Consider the following 16,148-nt stretch of genomic DNA (forward strand, 5'->3'; position numbering starts at 1 on the left):
AGCTAGGCATGGTCAACTTGGAAACACACCTCCAAGCCTGTCACAGCAAAACAAAAAGCGGAGGCAAATGCCCCCGCTTTGATCATCTTGGTGAACCAGCGTTTGCGCTTTAGTTCACGGCCTTTGCGTCGACCACATCCGCTTCAATCGCAGGCTTGCCACGCGCGATTTCGATGCGGCGGGGCTTCAGCGCCTCAGGCACTTCGCGCACAAGTTCGATGTGCAACATGCCGTCCTCATGGCTCGCTCCGGTGACCTTCACATGGTCAGCCAGCTGGAACTTGCGTTCAAAAGAACGGGTTGCAATGCCACGGTGCAGGAAGGTTTTCTCATCCTTCGCAGGCACCTTTTTTGCAGTCACGATCAGCGCGTTTTCCTTGACCTCGATGGCTAGATCTTCGGCGGCAAAGCCCGCGACGGCGAGCGAGATGCGGTAGGCATCATCGGCTGTTTTTTCAATGTTATAAGGGGGATAGCTGGGCACCGACACGTCAGAGGTCAGAACGCGATCCATCATGTCTGCGATTTGGTCAAAGCCAACAGAGGCACGGTACAGCGGTGCGAAATCAAAACTACGCATAGAGTCATCCTTTCAAAGCGACAACGTTTTAGGGCCTTCCCATTTGGGACAGGCGGTTATGTCTCGGACCCGACTTCGGCGTCCGATGAGGATGAGATATGAACGGGAATTTAGCGTTTCAAGGCTTGAGGAATTTTGCGCCGCTTGCAGGGCGATTTTGGTCCACTGTGATACGTTTTGCACCGCTTGAAACCTGCGGCAGGCCCTGTGGACGGGCAGCATTGCTCAGCCTGTCGACAATGCCATTTAGCTTCATACCAATGGTGCGGTTTTCACCTGCCTCCGTCTGCCAGTTCCCCGACACCAGCGACAAAACACGGATGCGACCGTCTTCCATAGCAAACACAGGAGCGCCTGAAGATCCAAAGGTCGTGTCACAGTCAAACTCCCAGAGCTGTGCGTTCTGGCGCATGACGTTGCACTCGGGCTGCCAACTCATCGCTTGGGCGCGACCGCGACCATAGGACATGACTTGCACACGGTCGGCGCGGTCATGACCTTGGTGAATTTTGAAAGGTGAGGCTTCCAGAAAGGACACAGGTCGATCCAGACGCAAGATCGCGACGTCCAATGCGGCGGCCTTGGCCATCATAATGGGGCCGTTATAGCGAAACTCTGGCGACATCGTGTAAGACACCACGCGGCGTTCAAACAGAGACTGGCCATTCAGGTAACCCGCCCGAAAGACCGCACCTTTGACGTTAATCTTGCGCGCTGTCTCGCGTTCAAACAGGCAATGCGCGGCGGTCAGCACCTGATCCTTGGAAATCAAAACACCTGTGCAGAAGCCCGACGGCAAATCGAGGCGTCCAACCGCCTCCCAGCCAATCATATCGCCGCGATCTTCCATGACTTCCAACGCGCTGCCTGCTTGTACAGCAGACGTGAAAGACGCGAGAATCCCAAAAGCGAGCGCAGTCAGTCTCTTCACGGTTTAAGAGCCTATTGCCGAGGTCAGTGTCGCCAAAACGTTGCTCACACCAACGGCCAAAGACACGGGTTCTCCATTGGCCTTCGCCATGGCCGAAACCACGGAAACCACGCGCGGATGGCCCTGCTGGATTTGCACCACAGGCGCACCACTCGTGCCAAAACCGGCTTGGCAGGTCGTCACAAAAACGCCCTCAGGACGTGCGGACATATCACACGAGCTTTCCGTTAATGCCGTATCCGCGCGATTTCGGGCATAGCTCACAACACCCACGTTGCGCCCCAATTGCGGGGTCGACACGCCAAGGCTTGCGACATCAAAAAGGTTCACGGGCTCGCTCAGCCGAAGCAGAGCCACGTCATAGCGCATATTGCTCAGCTCACCCTTTTTGGCACGAATATATTTAGGATGGATCGCCGCGCGTTTTACACGCAACGTGCTGACCGCATTTCCGCGCCTGAGACCTGCGTTAAACCTGAATTCCGACACATCCAGCCGTCGATCAGTCTTGCGATCATAAAGGCAATGAGCTGCGGTCAGAACAAGATCTGAGGACACCAAAGTGGCCGTACAAAACCCCGTGTCGCCTATATCTAACCTGCCAATCGCTTGCATCTGAGCCGTCGACATCGACTGCTCTAAAGGCGTGAGGTCCTTGGCAAGGACAGGCGCGGCAATAGCAAGCGCCGCGGCGAGGCATAGGGATCTGATCATGACAGCTCCAGGTTTCAATCCAGAGCAAGATCCGATCCCCAAGGGGCGAAACTAGGGTCGCATTGGGGCTTTGTCGCGGAGTCTTTGGCCCGCTATTGCCGCAGTTGTGTCTCAAATGAGGCGGGTAACTTGGCGGGGCGCGGGCCCCCGGTTGCCCAATCCACCAACTCTACTGTGTGGATTATGGGCAAATTAGTGCCCGAGCCGATTTGCATCATGCAGCCGATATTGCCTGCTGCGATCAGATCAGGCGACTTGGCCTCAAGCGTTTTGACTTTGCGCGCTTTGAGTTGCTCCGAGATTTCGGGCTGCAGAAGATTATATGTCCCCGCCGATCCACAACAAAGATGCGGATCCGCAGGCTCTACGATCTTGAACCCCAGTTTCTTGAGCACGTCCTTGGGCGCGGTTTTCACTTGCTGGCCATGCTGCAGCGAGCAGGCCGCGTGGTAGGCCACGGTCATGTCCTGTTCTGGCAGCTCTGGAATGTCGAGCTTGGTCAGCAGCTCGGAAATATCCATCGCGATCTCAGACACCTTCGCCGCGTCCTTAGCCAAAGCCTCATTGCGGAACATATGGCCATAGTCCTTCACGGTCGTGCCGCAGCCCGAGGTATTAATGACAATCGCATCTAGTCCCTCGCCATCCATCTCTTTGCGCCACGCGCGAATATTCGCAGCCGCGCTGGAGTGGCTCAGGTCCGTCTTGCCCATATGGTGCGTGAGCGCACCACAACAGCCCGCACCCTCGGCCACGACCACTTCACAGCCCAAGCGCGTCAGCACCCGGATCGTGGCGTCATTGATATCCGTATCCAGCGCCTTTTGGGCACAGCCTGTCATCAAGGCAACCCGCATCTTGCGCGGAGCTTTTGGTGCAAAGCTCTGCGGATCATCATTCCGGCTGACCGGCGGGATCTGTTTTGGCGCCATCTCAAGCATCGCCTTGATCCGCGCATCAGGGATCATTGGGGCGAAAGGTCGGCCGATCTTGGCCGCCAAAAGCGCCAGACGGAACCGCATGGGGTAAGGCAGGATCTGCGACAGCGCCCAGCGCAGGGCGCGATCTGTGAAAGGCCGTTTGTAGTTCTCGTCAATATAGGCACGCGCGTGATCGACAAGATGCATATAATGCACACCCGAGGGACAGGTCGTCATGCAGGCCAAACAGGACAGACAGCGGTCAATATGTTTGACCGTTTTCTCATCCGGCACCCGCTCGTTTTCCAGCATGTCCTTGATCAGATAGATCCGACCCCGCGGGCTATCGAGCTCATCGCCCAAGACCTGATAGGTCGGACATGTCGCCGTGCAAAACCCACAATGCACACAGGCACGAAGGATTTCATTGCTGCGCTGGAAATCGGGGGCTTCCAGCTGCTGTTCCGTAAACTCCGTCCGCATGGCTTACCCCATCAAACCGGGGTTCAGGACGCCCCGTGGATCAAATTTCTTGCGCAAAGACTGGGTGAGCTTCGCCACCCCCGGCGCTTCTGGATGAAAGCGGACATGACCTTCGCCGCGCATGAGCGTTGCATGACCTTGCAGCCCATCCATCTGAGCGCGCGGATCCACGCTGTCTGGCAAGACCATCCAGACAAGCCCGCCACCCCAGTCATAAAGCGCGTTTTCTGGCGCGAGCTTTGCCACCAAGCCCGGCGCATCCGAGGGCTTCAACGAGACCCGCCAAAGATTGCCCTCTTTGCCTTCAAAGACCGTACAATCCCGCACCCAAGCCCAACCGGCCTTGGTCCGCGCCGGATCCGTTTCAATCGCAACATCGCCAAAGCGGCCCAACATCTCTTTGAGCTGCGCCAAACGATAGGTGACGGACTCCTCAAACCCTTCGATCCGGATCATGGTGACTGGATGCGCATCAACGCCCGACTGCGCATGAGCCGCGCCGGTCACCTCGTAGGGCGAGCCCAAAGCCGCACTCATCGCGGCCACTGCGTCGGCGTCCGAAAGACCGTTCATCAGCAAGACGCCGGTCATCTCAGGCGTCGGCAAGACCTTGAGGCTGACCTCGGTCAGAACCCCGAGCGTGCCATGACTGCCAGACATCAGCTTGACCAGATCATAGCCCGTCACATTCTTCATAACGCGCCCGCCATTGCTGACGATGTCGCCAGAGCCATCGACAAAACGCACGCCCAGCATGAAATCGCGACACGCCCCTGCCGTGACACGCGCAGGTCCCGAGTTGTTCATAGCCGCCACCGCCCCAATCGTCGGTGCGCCTTCGGTGCCCAAAACCCCGCGCAGGTCTCGCGGATCAAACGCAAGGCGCTGGTTCTCTTTGGCGAGCAAGTCCGAGATATTCGCGACAGGTGTCCCTGCTTTGGCTACCAGAGTCAGAGCCCCCGGTTCATAGAGGGTCACGCCGTTCAGGCCAGAGGTGCTGAGGCGGGTCGCGTCATTGACGCCCATGCCCTGCGTGCCGCCCCCTTGGATCGAAAGCGGCGCATTCGCAGATGCTATCGCTTGCGCCAAATCCGCTTCGGACTGAGGGCTTAGTATGTCCGTCGTCATGCCGCGTCTCCCTGCGCACCGCGACGGTTCTCGCTTGTGTCCAAAGGAAAGACCTTGGCCGGATTGAGAAGCCACTTGGGATCAAACACGTCCTTAACCTTCATCTGCGCCTCCAAGTCTTCGGGCGTATACTGGTGGCTCATTAGGTCACGTTTCTCGATGCCCACGCCGTGCTCTCCGGTCAGACAGCCGCCCACCTCGACACAAAGCTTCAGGATATCTGCCCCAAAAGCCTCACATTTCTCGAGGTCTCCGGGTTTGTTAGCGTCAAACAGGATTAGCGGGTGCATATTGCCGTCGCCTGCGTGGAACACGTTGCCGACGCCCAGCGCATAATCCTTGGACAACTCCCCGATCCGTTGCAGCACATAAGGCAGTTCTGACACGGGGATCGTGCCGTCCAGACACATGTAATCGTTGATCTGTCCCATCGCGCCGAAGGCAGACTTGCGCCCCAGCCAGATCTTGGCGCTTTCATCAGAGGAACGGCTTTCACGCAGCTCAACCGGATTGTGTTTCCGTGCGATCTCGGAAATCCGCGCGAGCTGTGCATCGATCTCGGCATCAGACCCTTCGACTTCGATGATCAGCAAAGCCTCGCAATCCGGATAACCCGCGCCCGCGAAGGCTTCGGTCGCACGAATACAGGGGCGGTCCATGAATTCGATGGCCACCGGCAGGATGCCCGCTTTGATAATGTCGCTGACGCAAGCGCCTGCGACTGCATTGTCATCAAACCCAATCAGCGCCGGCCGCGCGCCTTCGGGTTTTGGCAGGATGCGCAGCGTGGCTTCGGTGACGACGCCAAGCTGGCCTTCAGATCCGCAAATGACCCCCAAAAGGTCCAGACCAGATGCATCCATATGCGCGCCACCGATCTCGACTATCTCGCCTTCCATCGTCACCAGTGTGACGCCTAAAAGATTGTTCGTAGTGACGCCGTACTTAAGACAATGCGCGCCGCCCGAATTCATCGCGATATTGCCAGAAATCGCACAAGCCAATTGCGACGAGGGATCTGGCGCATAAAAGAAGCCGTTTTCCTCTACCGCTCCAGAGACGCTAAGATTGGTACGACCCGTCTGAACGCGGATGAAACGGTTGGGATAATCGGTCTCCAGAACATCCGTCAGCCGCGCCACGCCAAGCACAACACTGTCAGAGGTCGGCATAGACCCACCCGCCAGAGACGTGCCTGCCCCGCGCGGCACAACGGGGACATTCATCTGGTGACACACCTTCAAAGCCGCGGCGACCTGCTCTGTTGTCTCCGGCAAAACCACCGCCAGTGGAGGGCAGCGATAAGCCGTCAGTGCATCACATTCATAAGCGCGCGTCTCTTCCGGCGCGTCGATCACGCAACCGTCCGGCAGAACGGCCTGCAACGCAGCCACAATCTCGGCCTTGCGCGACAGAACAAACGAATCTGGGGTGGGTAGCTCCATGCCTTCCTCCATTTTGGTAAACTATTATAACCAATTTTAGAGAATGACAAGATATCGGTGACACTTTAGGTAAGGGGCATGATTTGGATGGATCGCCTTGCGCTTTTTACAACCCTCGACTTTGCCGCTGTCGGGTTTGTTTTGGTGATCTGGTGGGGGATGACCCATCTGATCGAGAACCCACCCAAATCCCGGCCTTCCATGTCAAACCTCATGGCTGATTACCGCCGCGAATGGATGCAACAATTCATTCACCGCCAACCACGCATCTATGACGCGCAAATTGTCGGAGGCTTACGGCAGGCGACTGCCTTCTTTGGATCGGCCACGTTGCTTGCCATCGGCGGAGCCTTGGCGCTGATTGGCAACGCGGATCAAGTCAGTGGCGTGGCGAGCGATTTTGCCTTGATGGAGGCGCCAAGATTCGTTTGGGAAATCAAAATCGTGCTGATTTTAGTCTTTACGACCAATGCCTTCCTGAAGTTCGTCTGGTCTAATCGCCTGTTCGGTTATTGCTCGATCGTCATGTCCGCTTTGCCAGTCGACACCACGGACCCGCTTTGTGATTTGCGTGCGGATCAGGCGGCACAGATCAATATTTCCGCGGCCCGCGCGTTTAATCGCGGCTTGCGGTCGGTCTATTTCGGACTGGCGGCCTGCGCCTGGCTGGCTGGCCCATTGGCATTGATTGGAACCACTATCCTGACCGTCTTCGTGATCTATCGCCGAGAATTCGCGAGCCTGTCGCGTGCAACTTTGCTGCGTAAACTCTGATCACACCCGGTGATACGGAGATCCTGCCAGGATCGTCGCAGCGCGATAAAGCTGTTCACTCAGCATCACCCGCGCCAGCATATGTGGCCAAACCATCTTACCAAAACTCAGCGACATATCCGCGCGACCCCGCAAACTGGGATCAATCCCTTCGGCCCCGCCAATGACAAACGCCAGATCTCCGGTCCCGTCATCACGCAGCCGCGCCATTTGCTGCGCGAACTCAGGAGAGCTCATCAGCTTGCCGCGTTCATCCATTGTGCAGATCCGCGCGCCTTTGGGCAGAACCCCAGCTAAAAGCTGCGCCTCAGCCACCATGCCTCCGCCTCTACGGTCCTCGACCTCATGTAATTTCACCGGCCCGAGGCCCAAGGCCCGGCCGGTTTTGTCAAAACGGTCCAGATAATCGTCAAGCAATGTGCGCTCTGGGCCTGACCGAAGCCGGCCCACCGCACAGATGTGAATTTTCAGCGCCATCTTAAGTCCTCGGGCTAAATGCCCTGTGATAGCTTAGGCGGAACCGCCCTGAACCCACATCTTTTCAAGCTGATAGAACTCGCGCACTTCCGGACGGAAGACATGCACGATCACATCACCTGTATCAATCAAAACCCAGTCGCCGGTGTCCTTACCCTCGATCTTCGAGGTGCGGCCCGTGGTCTGTTTGATCTTGTCCACGAGTTTCTCGGACATCGCCGCAACTTGACGGGTCGAGCGCCCGGAGGCCACGACCATATAGTCGCCAATCGAAGACCGTCCGCGCAGGTCAATTTGCACGATATCTTCGGCTTTGTCGCTTTCCAGGGATTGGATGATGAGCTCTAGCAGCTCGGCACCGCCAAGATCGCGTTTTGCAACCTGCGGCATTTCGTTTTCAGCGGCTTGCGCCACGTCCACATTTAAAGACAGAGATCTGCCCTCCTTTCATACGCACCGTAACGCCCCGGTGCCGGTCATAGGGTCAAGATAACCCTTCTTTTGGATATTTCCAATGCGCCTCACGAGATTGCGAGGCAGTCATGGTAATTTTGCCGACTGGCGCGACATCATGAGTAGTTTGAGCCTTCATTCTGAAAAATCGCTTTTGGGGAAAGTGTTCGAAATCGCTGTTGACGAATCTCTTATCAATAATTAATTGCTGTTTTACGATAATTTTTATGCCTTAAAGGTGAACTTATGTTCGAATCCAAATCTCTCGCCCGACTGCTCAAATGGGCCTGCACCGCCGTCCTCGTGGCCCTGCCTCTCCTGATCCTTGCCTATGTTTTCTTTGAAAGGCCGACGCCTGCGAACGCGTCAGACATTTACTCCGACGTTATGATCCTGAGCGCACCTCCGACCTGGGCCTTCATGCTGGCCAATGTGTTTTCACTCGGTAGCCTGGTCGTTCTTTTGGCCATGGTTCTCAACATGCGCCGCCTGTTTGATCACTATAGCCAGGGTCGTGTCCTGACGTTTGAATCCGCACAACTGCTTCACCGCATCGGTCGGTTCTTGCTGGCTGTTGCGCTACTGAGGCTGGCGTCCTACCCTGTCCTGAGTGTGCTGCTCACGCTCGGAAATCCTGAGGGTCAGAGACAGCTGAGCATGGCACTCACCGAAGGCGACATCGGCTTTTTGATTGCAGCAGGGTTTGTTTTCCTTGTGGGCACTGCGATGCATGAGGCTGCACAGAACGCAGAAGACATCAAAGGGTTCGTCTGATGCAGATCATCGTAAGACTGGATGTCGTCATGGCCCAACGCAAAATGAAGGGCAAAGACCTCGCAGAGCAGATCGGCATCACGGAACAGAACCTGAGCCTGCTTAAATCCGGCAAGGTGAAAGGCGTGCGCTTTGAAACGCTGGCGCGGATCTGCGAGGTGTTGGACTGTCAGCCCGGCGACTTGCTTGAGGCGTCGCCGTCCTGATCGGACAGCATCCGGACTTCCCGTTGCGGGAACGGGAAGTTGATGCCCGCCTCTTTGAAAGCATCCCAAAGCGCGAGGTAAACGGCGCCTCGGATGTTCGTGAGGCCTCCGGTCGGGTCGCTGATCCAGAAGCGGAGGATGTAGTCCACGGAACTGTCGCCAAACCCCACGATATGGCAAACGGGTGCCTTTGGATTGTTAAGAACACGATCCACGGAGGTCGCGGCTTTGATGGCCGCTTCGCGCACCAGATGCGGGTCATCGCCATAGGCCGTGCCGAAAAAGATATCGAGGCGAACGAAGTCATTGGAATGGGACCAGTTGACCACTTGGCCGGTGATCAGGTCTTCGTTGGGGATCAGATATTCTTTGCCGTCCCGCGTAACGACGCTGACATAACGCGCGCCCAGCGAATTGATCCAGCCAAAGGTATCCCCCAAGGAAATCACGTCGCCGGGTTTGATCGACTTGTCCAAGAGGATGATGACGCCCGACACGAGGTTGGACACGACCTTTTGCAGACCAAAGCCGAGACCTACACCGATTGCACCGGACAAAACGGCAAGGCCGGTAAGGTCTACGCCGACGATCCGGAGACCGATGAAAAAGGCGGCACCGTAGAGCAGCACCTGCAGGAACTTGATCATCAAGACCTGCATAGAGGGGCTGATGTCCTCGTTGCGTTTGATGCTGGCAGAGGAAGTTCCAGACAGAAAGCGCGCGACAGCAAAGGTCAGACCCAGCATCACCGCCGCCTGAACAACAGTCCAAAGAGAAAGGCGAATAGAGCCGACGTTCAAGGCTGCAGCGTCGAGCAATTGGCGGGTTTCGTCGCTAACGCCGAGCACGACCAAGGTGACCCATATCCATGCGCCATAGCGGATCACGGCACGGATCAGATTGTTGTGCACAAGTCGCGCCACTAGGGCGATCAGCAGCCATGCCAGTGACAGGTTCGCGATTATTCCGAGGATATAACTGCGGCTCGGCCAAGTGACCTCGCGCATGACAAGGACTGTGGCCCAGATCAACAACACAAAAAAGATCAAAGCCAGACGTTTGTGAAGTAGCAGCAAATAGCGATAGCGCCACTTGGGCCAACCTTCTCGGCTGCGCATCCAATCCAGCAACATCGGCCCGAAAATCCGCGACAAGGCAAAGGCCACAAGGATCAAGCCAATCGCAATGCCGACCTGATAGGCGTTCCAAGGCCGCATCAAGCCGACGCCGAAATCCAACACCTGATCCCAGAGGCTCAGAGCGATATCTTGGGTATCTTGGACGCCTTCGACAGGGGTCTCCTGTTCGGCCGCCTCATCAAGGCCAGAGGTTTCGTCGGACATAATATGCTTTCTTTTGTCCGATCAAAACACGGGGGCGGCCCGCAAAACAAGGGAATTCCCTTGCGGCATAGGGCGACTCTCTATATCTGCGAGACCATGAAACGCATCTATGACATTGCGGACCGCGCCTTTCTGCCTTGGCGCTTTTACGGTCAAAGCAAATCCGTCATCGCCGCCCTATGAGGGCGCGGCGCGCTTTCGCGTGCCCGTATTGCAGCCTTAATCGCCAATTTCATCAATACGGAGAGGACCCATGTCCCCCAAAACACTCTATGACAAAATCTGGGACGCCCATGTCGCCCATGAAGCCGAAGACGGCACCTGCCTGCTGTATATCGACCGCCATCTGGTCCACGAAGTGACCAGCCCGCAGGCCTTCGAAGGTCTGCGTATGGCGGGCCGCAAAGTGCGCGCGCCAGAAAAGACCATCGCTGTGCCGGATCACAACGTACCGACCACTCTGGATCGCACCATGGGCATCGACAACGAAGAGAGCCGCATTCAGGTCGAAGCGCTGGATAAAAACGCCAAGGAATTCGGCGTGCATTATTATCCGGTCTCTGACGTGCGTCAGGGCATCGTGCATATCGTTGGCCCAGAGCAAGGCTGGACCCTGCCCGGCATGACTGTTGTGTGCGGTGACAGCCACACGGCGACCCATGGTGCGTTTGGCGCACTGGCGCATGGTATTGGCACATCCGAGGTGGAGCACGTTCTGGCGACCCAGACGCTGATCCAGAAGAAGTCCAAAAACATGAAGGTCGAGATCACTGGCAAGCTCAAGCCAGGTGTGACCGCGAAGGACATCACTCTGGCCGTGATCGGCGAGACCGGCACCGCTGGCGGTACTGGCTATGTGATCGAATATTGTGGCGAAGCGATCCGCGATCTGTCCATGGAAGGTCGCATGACCGTCTGCAACATGGCGATCGAAGGCGGTGCACGCGCGGGTCTGATCGCTCCAGATGAGACCACCTATGAGTATTGCAAAGGCCGTCCGCACGCACCAAAAGGCGCGGCTTGGGAACAGGCGCTGGCGTATTGGAAAACGCTTTTCACCGACGAAGGCGCGCATTTTGACAAAGTTGTCACGCTGAAGGGCGAAGACATTCAGCCGGTTGTGACTTGGGGTACCTCTCCTGAGGATGTTCTGCCGATCACTGGCGTTGTTCCAAACCCTGAGGATTTCGAAGGCGGTAAGGTCGAAGCGGCCCGTCGTTCTATCGAGTATATGGGCCTAACACCGGGCCAGCGTCTGGATTCCATCGAGATCGACACCGTATTTATCGGCTCTTGCACCAACGGTCGTATCGAAGACCTGCGTGCCGTCGCCGAAGTCGTCAAAGGCAAGAAAATCGCCGTGAACCGCGCGATGATCGTGCCGGGTTCTGGCCTGGTTCGGGCGCAAGCGGAAGAAGAAGGCTTGGCAGAGATCTTCCAGGAGGCCGGCTTTGAATGGCGTATGGCGGGATGCTCGATGTGTCTGGCGATGAACCCTGACCAGCTGGCACCTGAAGAGCGCTGTGCCGCGACGTCCAACCGGAACTTCGAAGGTCGTCAGGGTTATAAAGGGCGTACGCACCTTGTCTCCCCTGCGATGGCTGCAGCCGCTGCCCTCACCGGCAAGCTGACCGACGTACGTGAACTGAACTAAGGAGCCAGACAGATGGAAAAGTTTGAAAAACTCCAGGGTATCGCGGCCCCTATGCCGCTGGTGAATATCGACACCGATATGATCATCCCAAAGGTCTTTCTGAAGTCGATCCAACGCTCGGGCTTTGGCAAGCACCTCTTTGACGAGATGCGCTTTAACCGGGACGGCACCGAGATCGAAGACTTCGTGCTGAACAAGCCGCAGTATCGAGACGCAGAGATCCTGATTGCCGGAGACAACTTTGGCTGTGGCTCCTCGCGGGAGCACGCCCCTTGGGCGATCGCGGATTTCGGCATCAAATGCGTTGTCTCGACGTCTTTCGCGGACATCTTCTTTAACAACTGTTTCAAGAACGGCATCTTGCCAGTTGTCCTGCCTCAAGAGCAGGTCGACATTCTGATGGCAGACGCCGAGAAGGGCGCGAACGCGCGCGTGACTGTGGATCTGGAAGCGCAAGAGATCACCACATCCGAAGGCGAGGTCATCAAGTTCGACGTGGATTCGCATCGCAAGCATTGCCTGCTGGAAGGTTTGGATGACATCGGTCAGACCATGCAAAAACAGTCGGCAATCGACGCATTCGAAGCACAGGCTTCCGCGGCCCGTCCTTGGGTCTAAGACGCGAAACGGTGGTTGCGAGGTACATGCCGCTAGCCACATTTCTGCCATAAGGTTTAACGCGCCCCGGTCTATTGGGGCGCGTTTTTTGTATTCAAGTGGGGGCATTTGACGCCGAGCCGTGCATCGACCTGACGTCGTGCAAATCCAAAAATCCCTTGTTTTCAGGCATTTCGGTGCAATTGAGCACCATTTTTCACAACCAACACGCGAAAATTGTGAATATCCAAACAAATTCTTGAGCAAATTGAAAAACATAGGCACAATTAACGAAATATGAGGCAAGCCGTCCTGAACTGGCGGATCAAGCTTGAAACAGCACGCGACAAAGAATTGCGGCGGTCGAGTTTGAAGGGAAAAAAGGCAGTGTTCGCACAAATCACAAGCGCGATGACACGCGCGATCCTTATGGCGGTGCTGGTGGCAACTCCGGCTCTTGTGCTTCCGGACATCACGTCGGATGCGCAGCAATTCGCGTTCATTTGTGCTTTCTTCGCGGCTGCCTTGGTCTTTATCGAGTATTTCTCGGCCTACCCCAGCATTCTGGAATTTCGCTTCGCGCCGCCATTTAACCGGATCCGCTTTGCGACGGTCTTCTTTTCGGTGTTCACACTGTCCTCGGCCTTCACCTTTGGCACCTCATCTAATCTCGTGAATGGCGTCATGCATGCGCTGGCGTCCGTGCTGGGCAATATGACCGATGTGCCCTATTCCCCCGTCCGCCTGGTTTTGCTGACCTTGCCTGTCCATGCAGACGGAGAGGCATTCTCTTATGTGCGCATGGCCGCGGGCGTATCCTATATGACGTCGATATTGAGCCTGGTCCTGTTTTATTTCTTTGTCCGGGTTTTGGATTGGCCAACACGCAACGGTGCGTTCAATGTCTGGGTCAACCTACCCCTGTTTGACCCCACTGCTGGCGGAGACGTCCTGCCGCGGCTTATTCGCGATGGGCGCGTGAATATCGTTTTGGGCTTCTTGTTGCCGTTTATCTTCCCAGCATTGGTGGAACTTACATCGGGCTCACTGGGTCCGGCGCTGTGGTCAGATCCTCAGACCTTGATTTGGACCATGACAATCTGGGCGTTTTTTCCAGCCAGCATGGTCATGCGCGGCATCGCCATGTTGCGGGTTGCGAACATGATCGATCAGGATCGTCGCCGTGCCTATGCGGAAGCGCAGAACCTGCAGCACATCTGATCCAAAAACACCCTTCGTTTCTTGATCTTTCCGAGGCTAGCCGCTAGGCCCAAGGCAACGTGAAAATCGAAGGATAGTTCCATGGGCAACCCCTCACTGCTGATCCTGCCGGGCGACGGCATTGGCCAAGAAGTCATGAATGAAGTGCGTCGTATTATTGATTGGTACGGCGAAAAACGCGGCCTCAAATTTGAAGTCTCCGAAGACCTCGTCGGCGGCGCAGCTTATGATGCCCATGGCACCCCATTGCATGATGACACAATGGCCAAGGCGCAAGAGGTTGACGCGGTTCTGCTCGGCGCAGTTGGCGGTCCGGCCTATGACGATCTGGATTTCTCGGTGAAACCAGAACGCGGCCTGCTACGGCTTCGCAAGGAGATGGATCTGTTTGCAAACCTGCGCCCTGCGCAGTGCTTTGACGCGCTGGCGGATTTCTCGTCGCTGAAAACTGACATCGTGTCTGGTCTGGACATCATGATCGTGCGCGAGCTGACGTCGGGCTCTTATTTCGGCGAGCCTCGCGGCATCTTCGAAGAAAACGGCGAGCGTGTTGGCATCAACACTCAACGCTACACCGAAAGCGAAGTCGATCGCGTGGCGCGTTCTGCGTTTGAGCTGGCGAAACGTCGTGGCAACAAAGTTTGCTCGATGGAAAAAGCCAATGTGATGGAATCCGGCATCCTTTGGCGCGAAGTCGTCCAGAAGGTCCATGACGAGGATTACCCTGAGGTGGAACTCAGCCACATGTATGCCGACAACGGCGCCATGCAACTGGTCCGTGCGCCGAAGCAATTCGACGTCATCCTGACCGACAACCTTTTCGGCGACCTTCTGTCTGATTGCGCGGCCATGCTGACTGGCTCTCTGGGTATGCTGCCCTCCGCATCGCTAGGTGCTCCGATGGAAAACGGACGTCCAAAGGCGCTTTATGAACCAGTACACGGCTCTGCTCCTGATATCGCAGGTCAAGGCAAGGCAAACCCATGTGCGTGCATTCTCAGCTTCGCTATGGCGCTGCGCTATAGCTTTGATCAAGGCGCGGAAGCGGATCGGCTGGAAGCAGCGGTCGAAAAGGTTCTGGCCGATGGCGTTCGCACTGGGGACTTGATGCAAGCCTCTGATGCACAACCTGTGAGCACTTCGCAAATGGGCGACGCTGTTCTCGCCGCTTTGGACGCATCTCTCTAAGATTTTGACCGCGCAGCCTCAGGGGTGCGCGGTTCACCCTTGTCAGACGCAAAGCCTATGGTATTGCTGACGTTAGCGATAACGCTTCAGGATTCCAAACCATGTCTGACAATGTGAAAGGCGCAGTATTCGCGCTGTGCGGCTTTGCTATTTTCGCAATCCACGATGTTCTCGTGCGTATCGTTGGCGGAAGCTTTTCGCCGTTTCAGATGCTCTTTTTCACGAGCCTGCTGAGTTTTCCACTTCTGACAATCGTGCTCGTTCAAGACAGCACACATGGCACCATGCAACCCAAACATCCTTGGTGGGTGGCTCTAAGGTCTTTTGTGATGGTAGGCGCCAGCATCTGCGGCTTCTTCGCCTTCGCCACGCTTCCTTTGGCGCAGGTCTATGCCATCTTGTTCATGGTGCCTTTGCTCGTCACCCTCATGTCCATTCCTCTTCTAGGTGAAAAAGTCGGCGCGCACCGCGCGGCTGCGATCCTTGTTGGCCTGGCGGGCGTGATTGTTGTTGTTCAACCGGGCTCTACACAGCTTGGCCTAGGTCACCTTGCCGCCGTCCTAGCGGCCTTTGGAGCAGCGCTCCAATCCGTGATATCCCGCAAAGTAGGCAATGACGAACGACCCGTTGTTATGATGCTTTTCCCTCTGCTTGCAATCTTTGTGACAATGGGAGGCAGCCTCGCATTCGTATATGAGCCGATGGCCTTGATTGACATAGCAGGCATGGCAGGAATCGCCGTATTGGGGTTCATCGCGACCTTCTGTTTGGTTGCTGCTTGTCGCAAAGGCGAAGCGGCGATCGTCGCACCTATGCAGTATAGCCAGATAATCTGGGCGACGATTTATGGAAGCTTGCTATTTAACGAACAAGTAACAACGTCGGTGCTCGCAGGTTCTGCTTTGGTGATCACCAGCGGCCTTTACATTGTAGCGCGAGAGGCGATTTCCGGCACATCTTCGAACCAACCGGTAACGCGCACCAGGTCGCGTGGGTTCGCACCTGGAAGCCTGAGGGTCTCGACATTGTTGAAGGGGCGAAAATAGACACCAGGGTAACCTGGCTATTATCAACCTCAAAACACGTTCATTAGTCTCTAATCTTTATCCAGAGAATTGGAGCACGAGGCATTGCAGTTGAAGCAGTTGATAGTTGGGTAGGCGATCGATAGCGTGCGGTGCTGCCTTGGTTTAGCGTCACTTATCGTTTTACTTAGATGGTAATTTTTGGTTTTGTGCGCAGGCTTTGGCCCTTCGACCT

At 56.2% G+C, this 16,148-nt stretch carries 17 protein-coding genes; 8 read left to right on the forward strand and 9 right to left on the reverse strand.

The window, feature by feature from the left end; genetic code table 11:
* Positions 1 to 109: 109 nt before the first annotated feature.
* The 6 genes from WG622_RS15415 to WG622_RS15440 form a co-directional block, all read right to left on the reverse strand.
* Complete coding sequence (locus WG622_RS15415) at positions 110 to 580, reverse strand: Hsp20 family protein (protein WP_339404403.1); 471 nt, start codon at positions 578 to 580, stop codon at positions 110 to 112.
* Between the two features lie 118 nt (positions 581 to 698).
* Positions 699 to 1,511: a trypsin-like serine peptidase gene (locus tag WG622_RS15420; RefSeq protein WP_339404404.1), complete on the reverse strand. Its 813-nt coding sequence runs from the start codon at positions 1,509 to 1,511 to the stop codon at positions 699 to 701.
* A 3-nt stretch (positions 1,512 to 1,514) separates the two neighbouring features.
* The gene (locus WG622_RS15425) at positions 1,515 to 2,225 is read right to left on the reverse strand and encodes a trypsin-like serine peptidase (protein ID WP_339404405.1); all 711 of its coding nucleotides are present in this window, start codon (positions 2,223 to 2,225) and stop codon (positions 1,515 to 1,517) included.
* Positions 2,226 to 2,317: 92 nt separating this feature from the next.
* A complete protein-coding gene (gene glcF, locus WG622_RS15430) occupies positions 2,318 to 3,628 on the reverse strand; it encodes a glycolate oxidase subunit GlcF (RefSeq protein WP_339404406.1) in 1,311 nt (436 codons plus the stop codon).
* A gap of 3 nt (positions 3,629 to 3,631) precedes the next feature.
* Positions 3,632 to 4,756 carry an FAD-binding protein gene (locus tag WG622_RS15435; protein ID WP_339404407.1) on the reverse strand — a complete coding sequence of 375 codons (1,125 nt, stop codon included), beginning with the start codon at positions 4,754 to 4,756 and terminating at the stop codon, positions 3,632 to 3,634.
* On the reverse strand, positions 4,753 to 6,201 hold the full coding sequence (locus tag WG622_RS15440; RefSeq protein WP_339404408.1) for an FAD-linked oxidase C-terminal domain-containing protein: 1,449 nt from the start codon (positions 6,199 to 6,201) through the stop codon (positions 4,753 to 4,755). Before WG622_RS15440 ends, WG622_RS15435 begins: the two co-directional genes overlap by 4 nt.
* A gap of 78 nt (positions 6,202 to 6,279) precedes the next feature.
* On the opposite strand from WG622_RS15440, the gene WG622_RS15445 reads away from it, so the two are divergent.
* The gene (locus WG622_RS15445) at positions 6,280 to 6,975 is read left to right on the forward strand and encodes a DUF599 domain-containing protein (protein ID WP_339404409.1); all 696 of its coding nucleotides are present in this window, start codon (positions 6,280 to 6,282) and stop codon (positions 6,973 to 6,975) included.
* Here WG622_RS15445 and rlmH read toward each other — a convergent pair whose 3' ends face one another.
* Both rlmH and rsfS read right to left on the reverse strand, forming a co-directional pair.
* Positions 6,976 to 7,446 carry a 23S rRNA (pseudouridine(1915)-N(3))-methyltransferase RlmH gene (gene rlmH, locus WG622_RS15450; protein WP_339404421.1) on the reverse strand — a complete coding sequence of 157 codons (471 nt, stop codon included), beginning with the start codon at positions 7,444 to 7,446 and terminating at the stop codon, positions 6,976 to 6,978.
* A gap of 39 nt (positions 7,447 to 7,485) precedes the next feature.
* Entirely contained in the window at positions 7,486 to 7,842 is a 357-nt protein-coding gene (rsfS, locus tag WG622_RS15455; protein WP_339404410.1) for a ribosome silencing factor, read from the reverse strand.
* A 309-nt stretch (positions 7,843 to 8,151) separates the two neighbouring features.
* Here rsfS and WG622_RS15460 point away from each other — a divergent pair, with 309 nt between their 5' ends.
* Positions 8,152 to 8,679: a DUF2975 domain-containing protein gene (locus WG622_RS15460; RefSeq protein WP_339404411.1), complete on the forward strand. Its 528-nt coding sequence runs from the start codon at positions 8,152 to 8,154 to the stop codon at positions 8,677 to 8,679.
* Positions 8,679 to 8,885 (forward strand): helix-turn-helix domain-containing protein, encoded by a 207-nt coding sequence (locus WG622_RS15465; RefSeq protein ID WP_339404412.1) that lies wholly within the window; start codon positions 8,679 to 8,681, stop codon positions 8,883 to 8,885. Before WG622_RS15460 ends, WG622_RS15465 begins: the two co-directional genes overlap by 1 nt.
* On the opposite strand, the gene WG622_RS15470 is transcribed toward WG622_RS15465, so the two are convergent.
* Positions 8,849 to 10,228, reverse strand: coding sequence for a mechanosensitive ion channel family protein (locus WG622_RS15470; protein ID WP_339404413.1), 1,380 nt, complete (start codon positions 10,226 to 10,228; stop codon positions 8,849 to 8,851). The two genes, WG622_RS15465 and WG622_RS15470, sit on opposite strands and share 37 nt — an antisense overlap.
* 253 nt (positions 10,229 to 10,481) lie before the next feature.
* Here WG622_RS15470 and leuC point away from each other — a divergent pair, with 253 nt between their 5' ends.
* The 5 genes from leuC to WG622_RS15495 all read left to right on the forward strand — a co-directional run bounded on the left by leuC (position 10,482) and on the right by WG622_RS15495 (position 15,934).
* A complete protein-coding gene (leuC, locus tag WG622_RS15475; protein WP_339404414.1) occupies positions 10,482 to 11,882 on the forward strand; it encodes a 3-isopropylmalate dehydratase large subunit in 1,401 nt (466 codons plus the stop codon).
* Between the two features lie 12 nt (positions 11,883 to 11,894).
* Positions 11,895 to 12,500: a 3-isopropylmalate dehydratase small subunit gene (gene leuD / locus WG622_RS15480; RefSeq protein ID WP_339404415.1), complete on the forward strand. Its 606-nt coding sequence runs from the start codon at positions 11,895 to 11,897 to the stop codon at positions 12,498 to 12,500.
* A 366-nt stretch (positions 12,501 to 12,866) separates the two neighbouring features.
* Positions 12,867 to 13,700 carry a hypothetical protein gene (locus WG622_RS15485; protein WP_339404416.1) on the forward strand — a complete coding sequence of 278 codons (834 nt, stop codon included), beginning with the start codon at positions 12,867 to 12,869 and terminating at the stop codon, positions 13,698 to 13,700.
* 81 nt (positions 13,701 to 13,781) lie between these two features.
* On the forward strand, positions 13,782 to 14,888 hold the full coding sequence (gene leuB / locus WG622_RS15490) for a 3-isopropylmalate dehydrogenase (RefSeq protein ID WP_339404417.1): 1,107 nt from the start codon (positions 13,782 to 13,784) through the stop codon (positions 14,886 to 14,888).
* Positions 14,889 to 14,989: 101 nt separating this feature from the next.
* Positions 14,990 to 15,934: a DMT family transporter gene (locus WG622_RS15495; protein ID WP_339404418.1), complete on the forward strand. Its 945-nt coding sequence runs from the start codon at positions 14,990 to 14,992 to the stop codon at positions 15,932 to 15,934.
* The last annotated feature ends 214 nt before the right edge of the window (positions 15,935 to 16,148 follow it).

Origin of the sequence: Cognatishimia coralii (assembly GCF_037478305.1) — a bacterium.
Classification (GTDB): Bacteria; Pseudomonadota; Alphaproteobacteria; order Rhodobacterales; family Rhodobacteraceae; genus Cognatishimia; species Cognatishimia coralii.

Coding starts and splice junctions, on each gene's coding strand:
- WG622_RS15415 (WP_339404403.1), bottom strand. CDS start 580: ATGCGTAGTTTTGATTTCGCACCGCTGTACCGTGCCTCTGTTGGCTTT.
- WG622_RS15425 (WP_339404405.1), bottom strand. CDS start 2,225: ATGATCAGATCCCTATGCCTCGCCGCGGCGCTTGCTATTGCCGCGCCT.
- glcF (WP_339404406.1), bottom strand. CDS start 3,628: ATGCGGACGGAGTTTACGGAACAGCAGCTGGAAGCCCCCGATTTCCAG.
- WG622_RS15435 (WP_339404407.1), bottom strand. CDS start 4,756: ATGACGACGGACATACTAAGCCCTCAGTCCGAAGCGGATTTGGCGCAA.
- WG622_RS15440 (WP_339404408.1), bottom strand. CDS start 6,201: ATGGAGCTACCCACCCCAGATTCGTTTGTTCTGTCGCGCAAGGCCGAG.
- WG622_RS15445 (WP_339404409.1), top strand. CDS start 6,280: ATGATTTGGATGGATCGCCTTGCGCTTTTTACAACCCTCGACTTTGCC.
- rsfS (WP_339404410.1), bottom strand. CDS start 7,842: ATGCCGCAGGTTGCAAAACGCGATCTTGGCGGTGCCGAGCTGCTAGAG.
- WG622_RS15460 (WP_339404411.1), top strand. CDS start 8,152: ATGTTCGAATCCAAATCTCTCGCCCGACTGCTCAAATGGGCCTGCACC.
- WG622_RS15465 (WP_339404412.1), top strand. CDS start 8,679: ATGCAGATCATCGTAAGACTGGATGTCGTCATGGCCCAACGCAAAATG.
- WG622_RS15470 (WP_339404413.1), bottom strand. CDS start 10,228: ATGTCCGACGAAACCTCTGGCCTTGATGAGGCGGCCGAACAGGAGACC.
- leuC (WP_339404414.1), top strand. CDS start 10,482: ATGTCCCCCAAAACACTCTATGACAAAATCTGGGACGCCCATGTCGCC.
- leuD (WP_339404415.1), top strand. CDS start 11,895: ATGGAAAAGTTTGAAAAACTCCAGGGTATCGCGGCCCCTATGCCGCTG.
- leuB (WP_339404417.1), top strand. CDS start 13,782: ATGGGCAACCCCTCACTGCTGATCCTGCCGGGCGACGGCATTGGCCAA.
- WG622_RS15495 (WP_339404418.1), top strand. CDS start 14,990: ATGTCTGACAATGTGAAAGGCGCAGTATTCGCGCTGTGCGGCTTTGCT.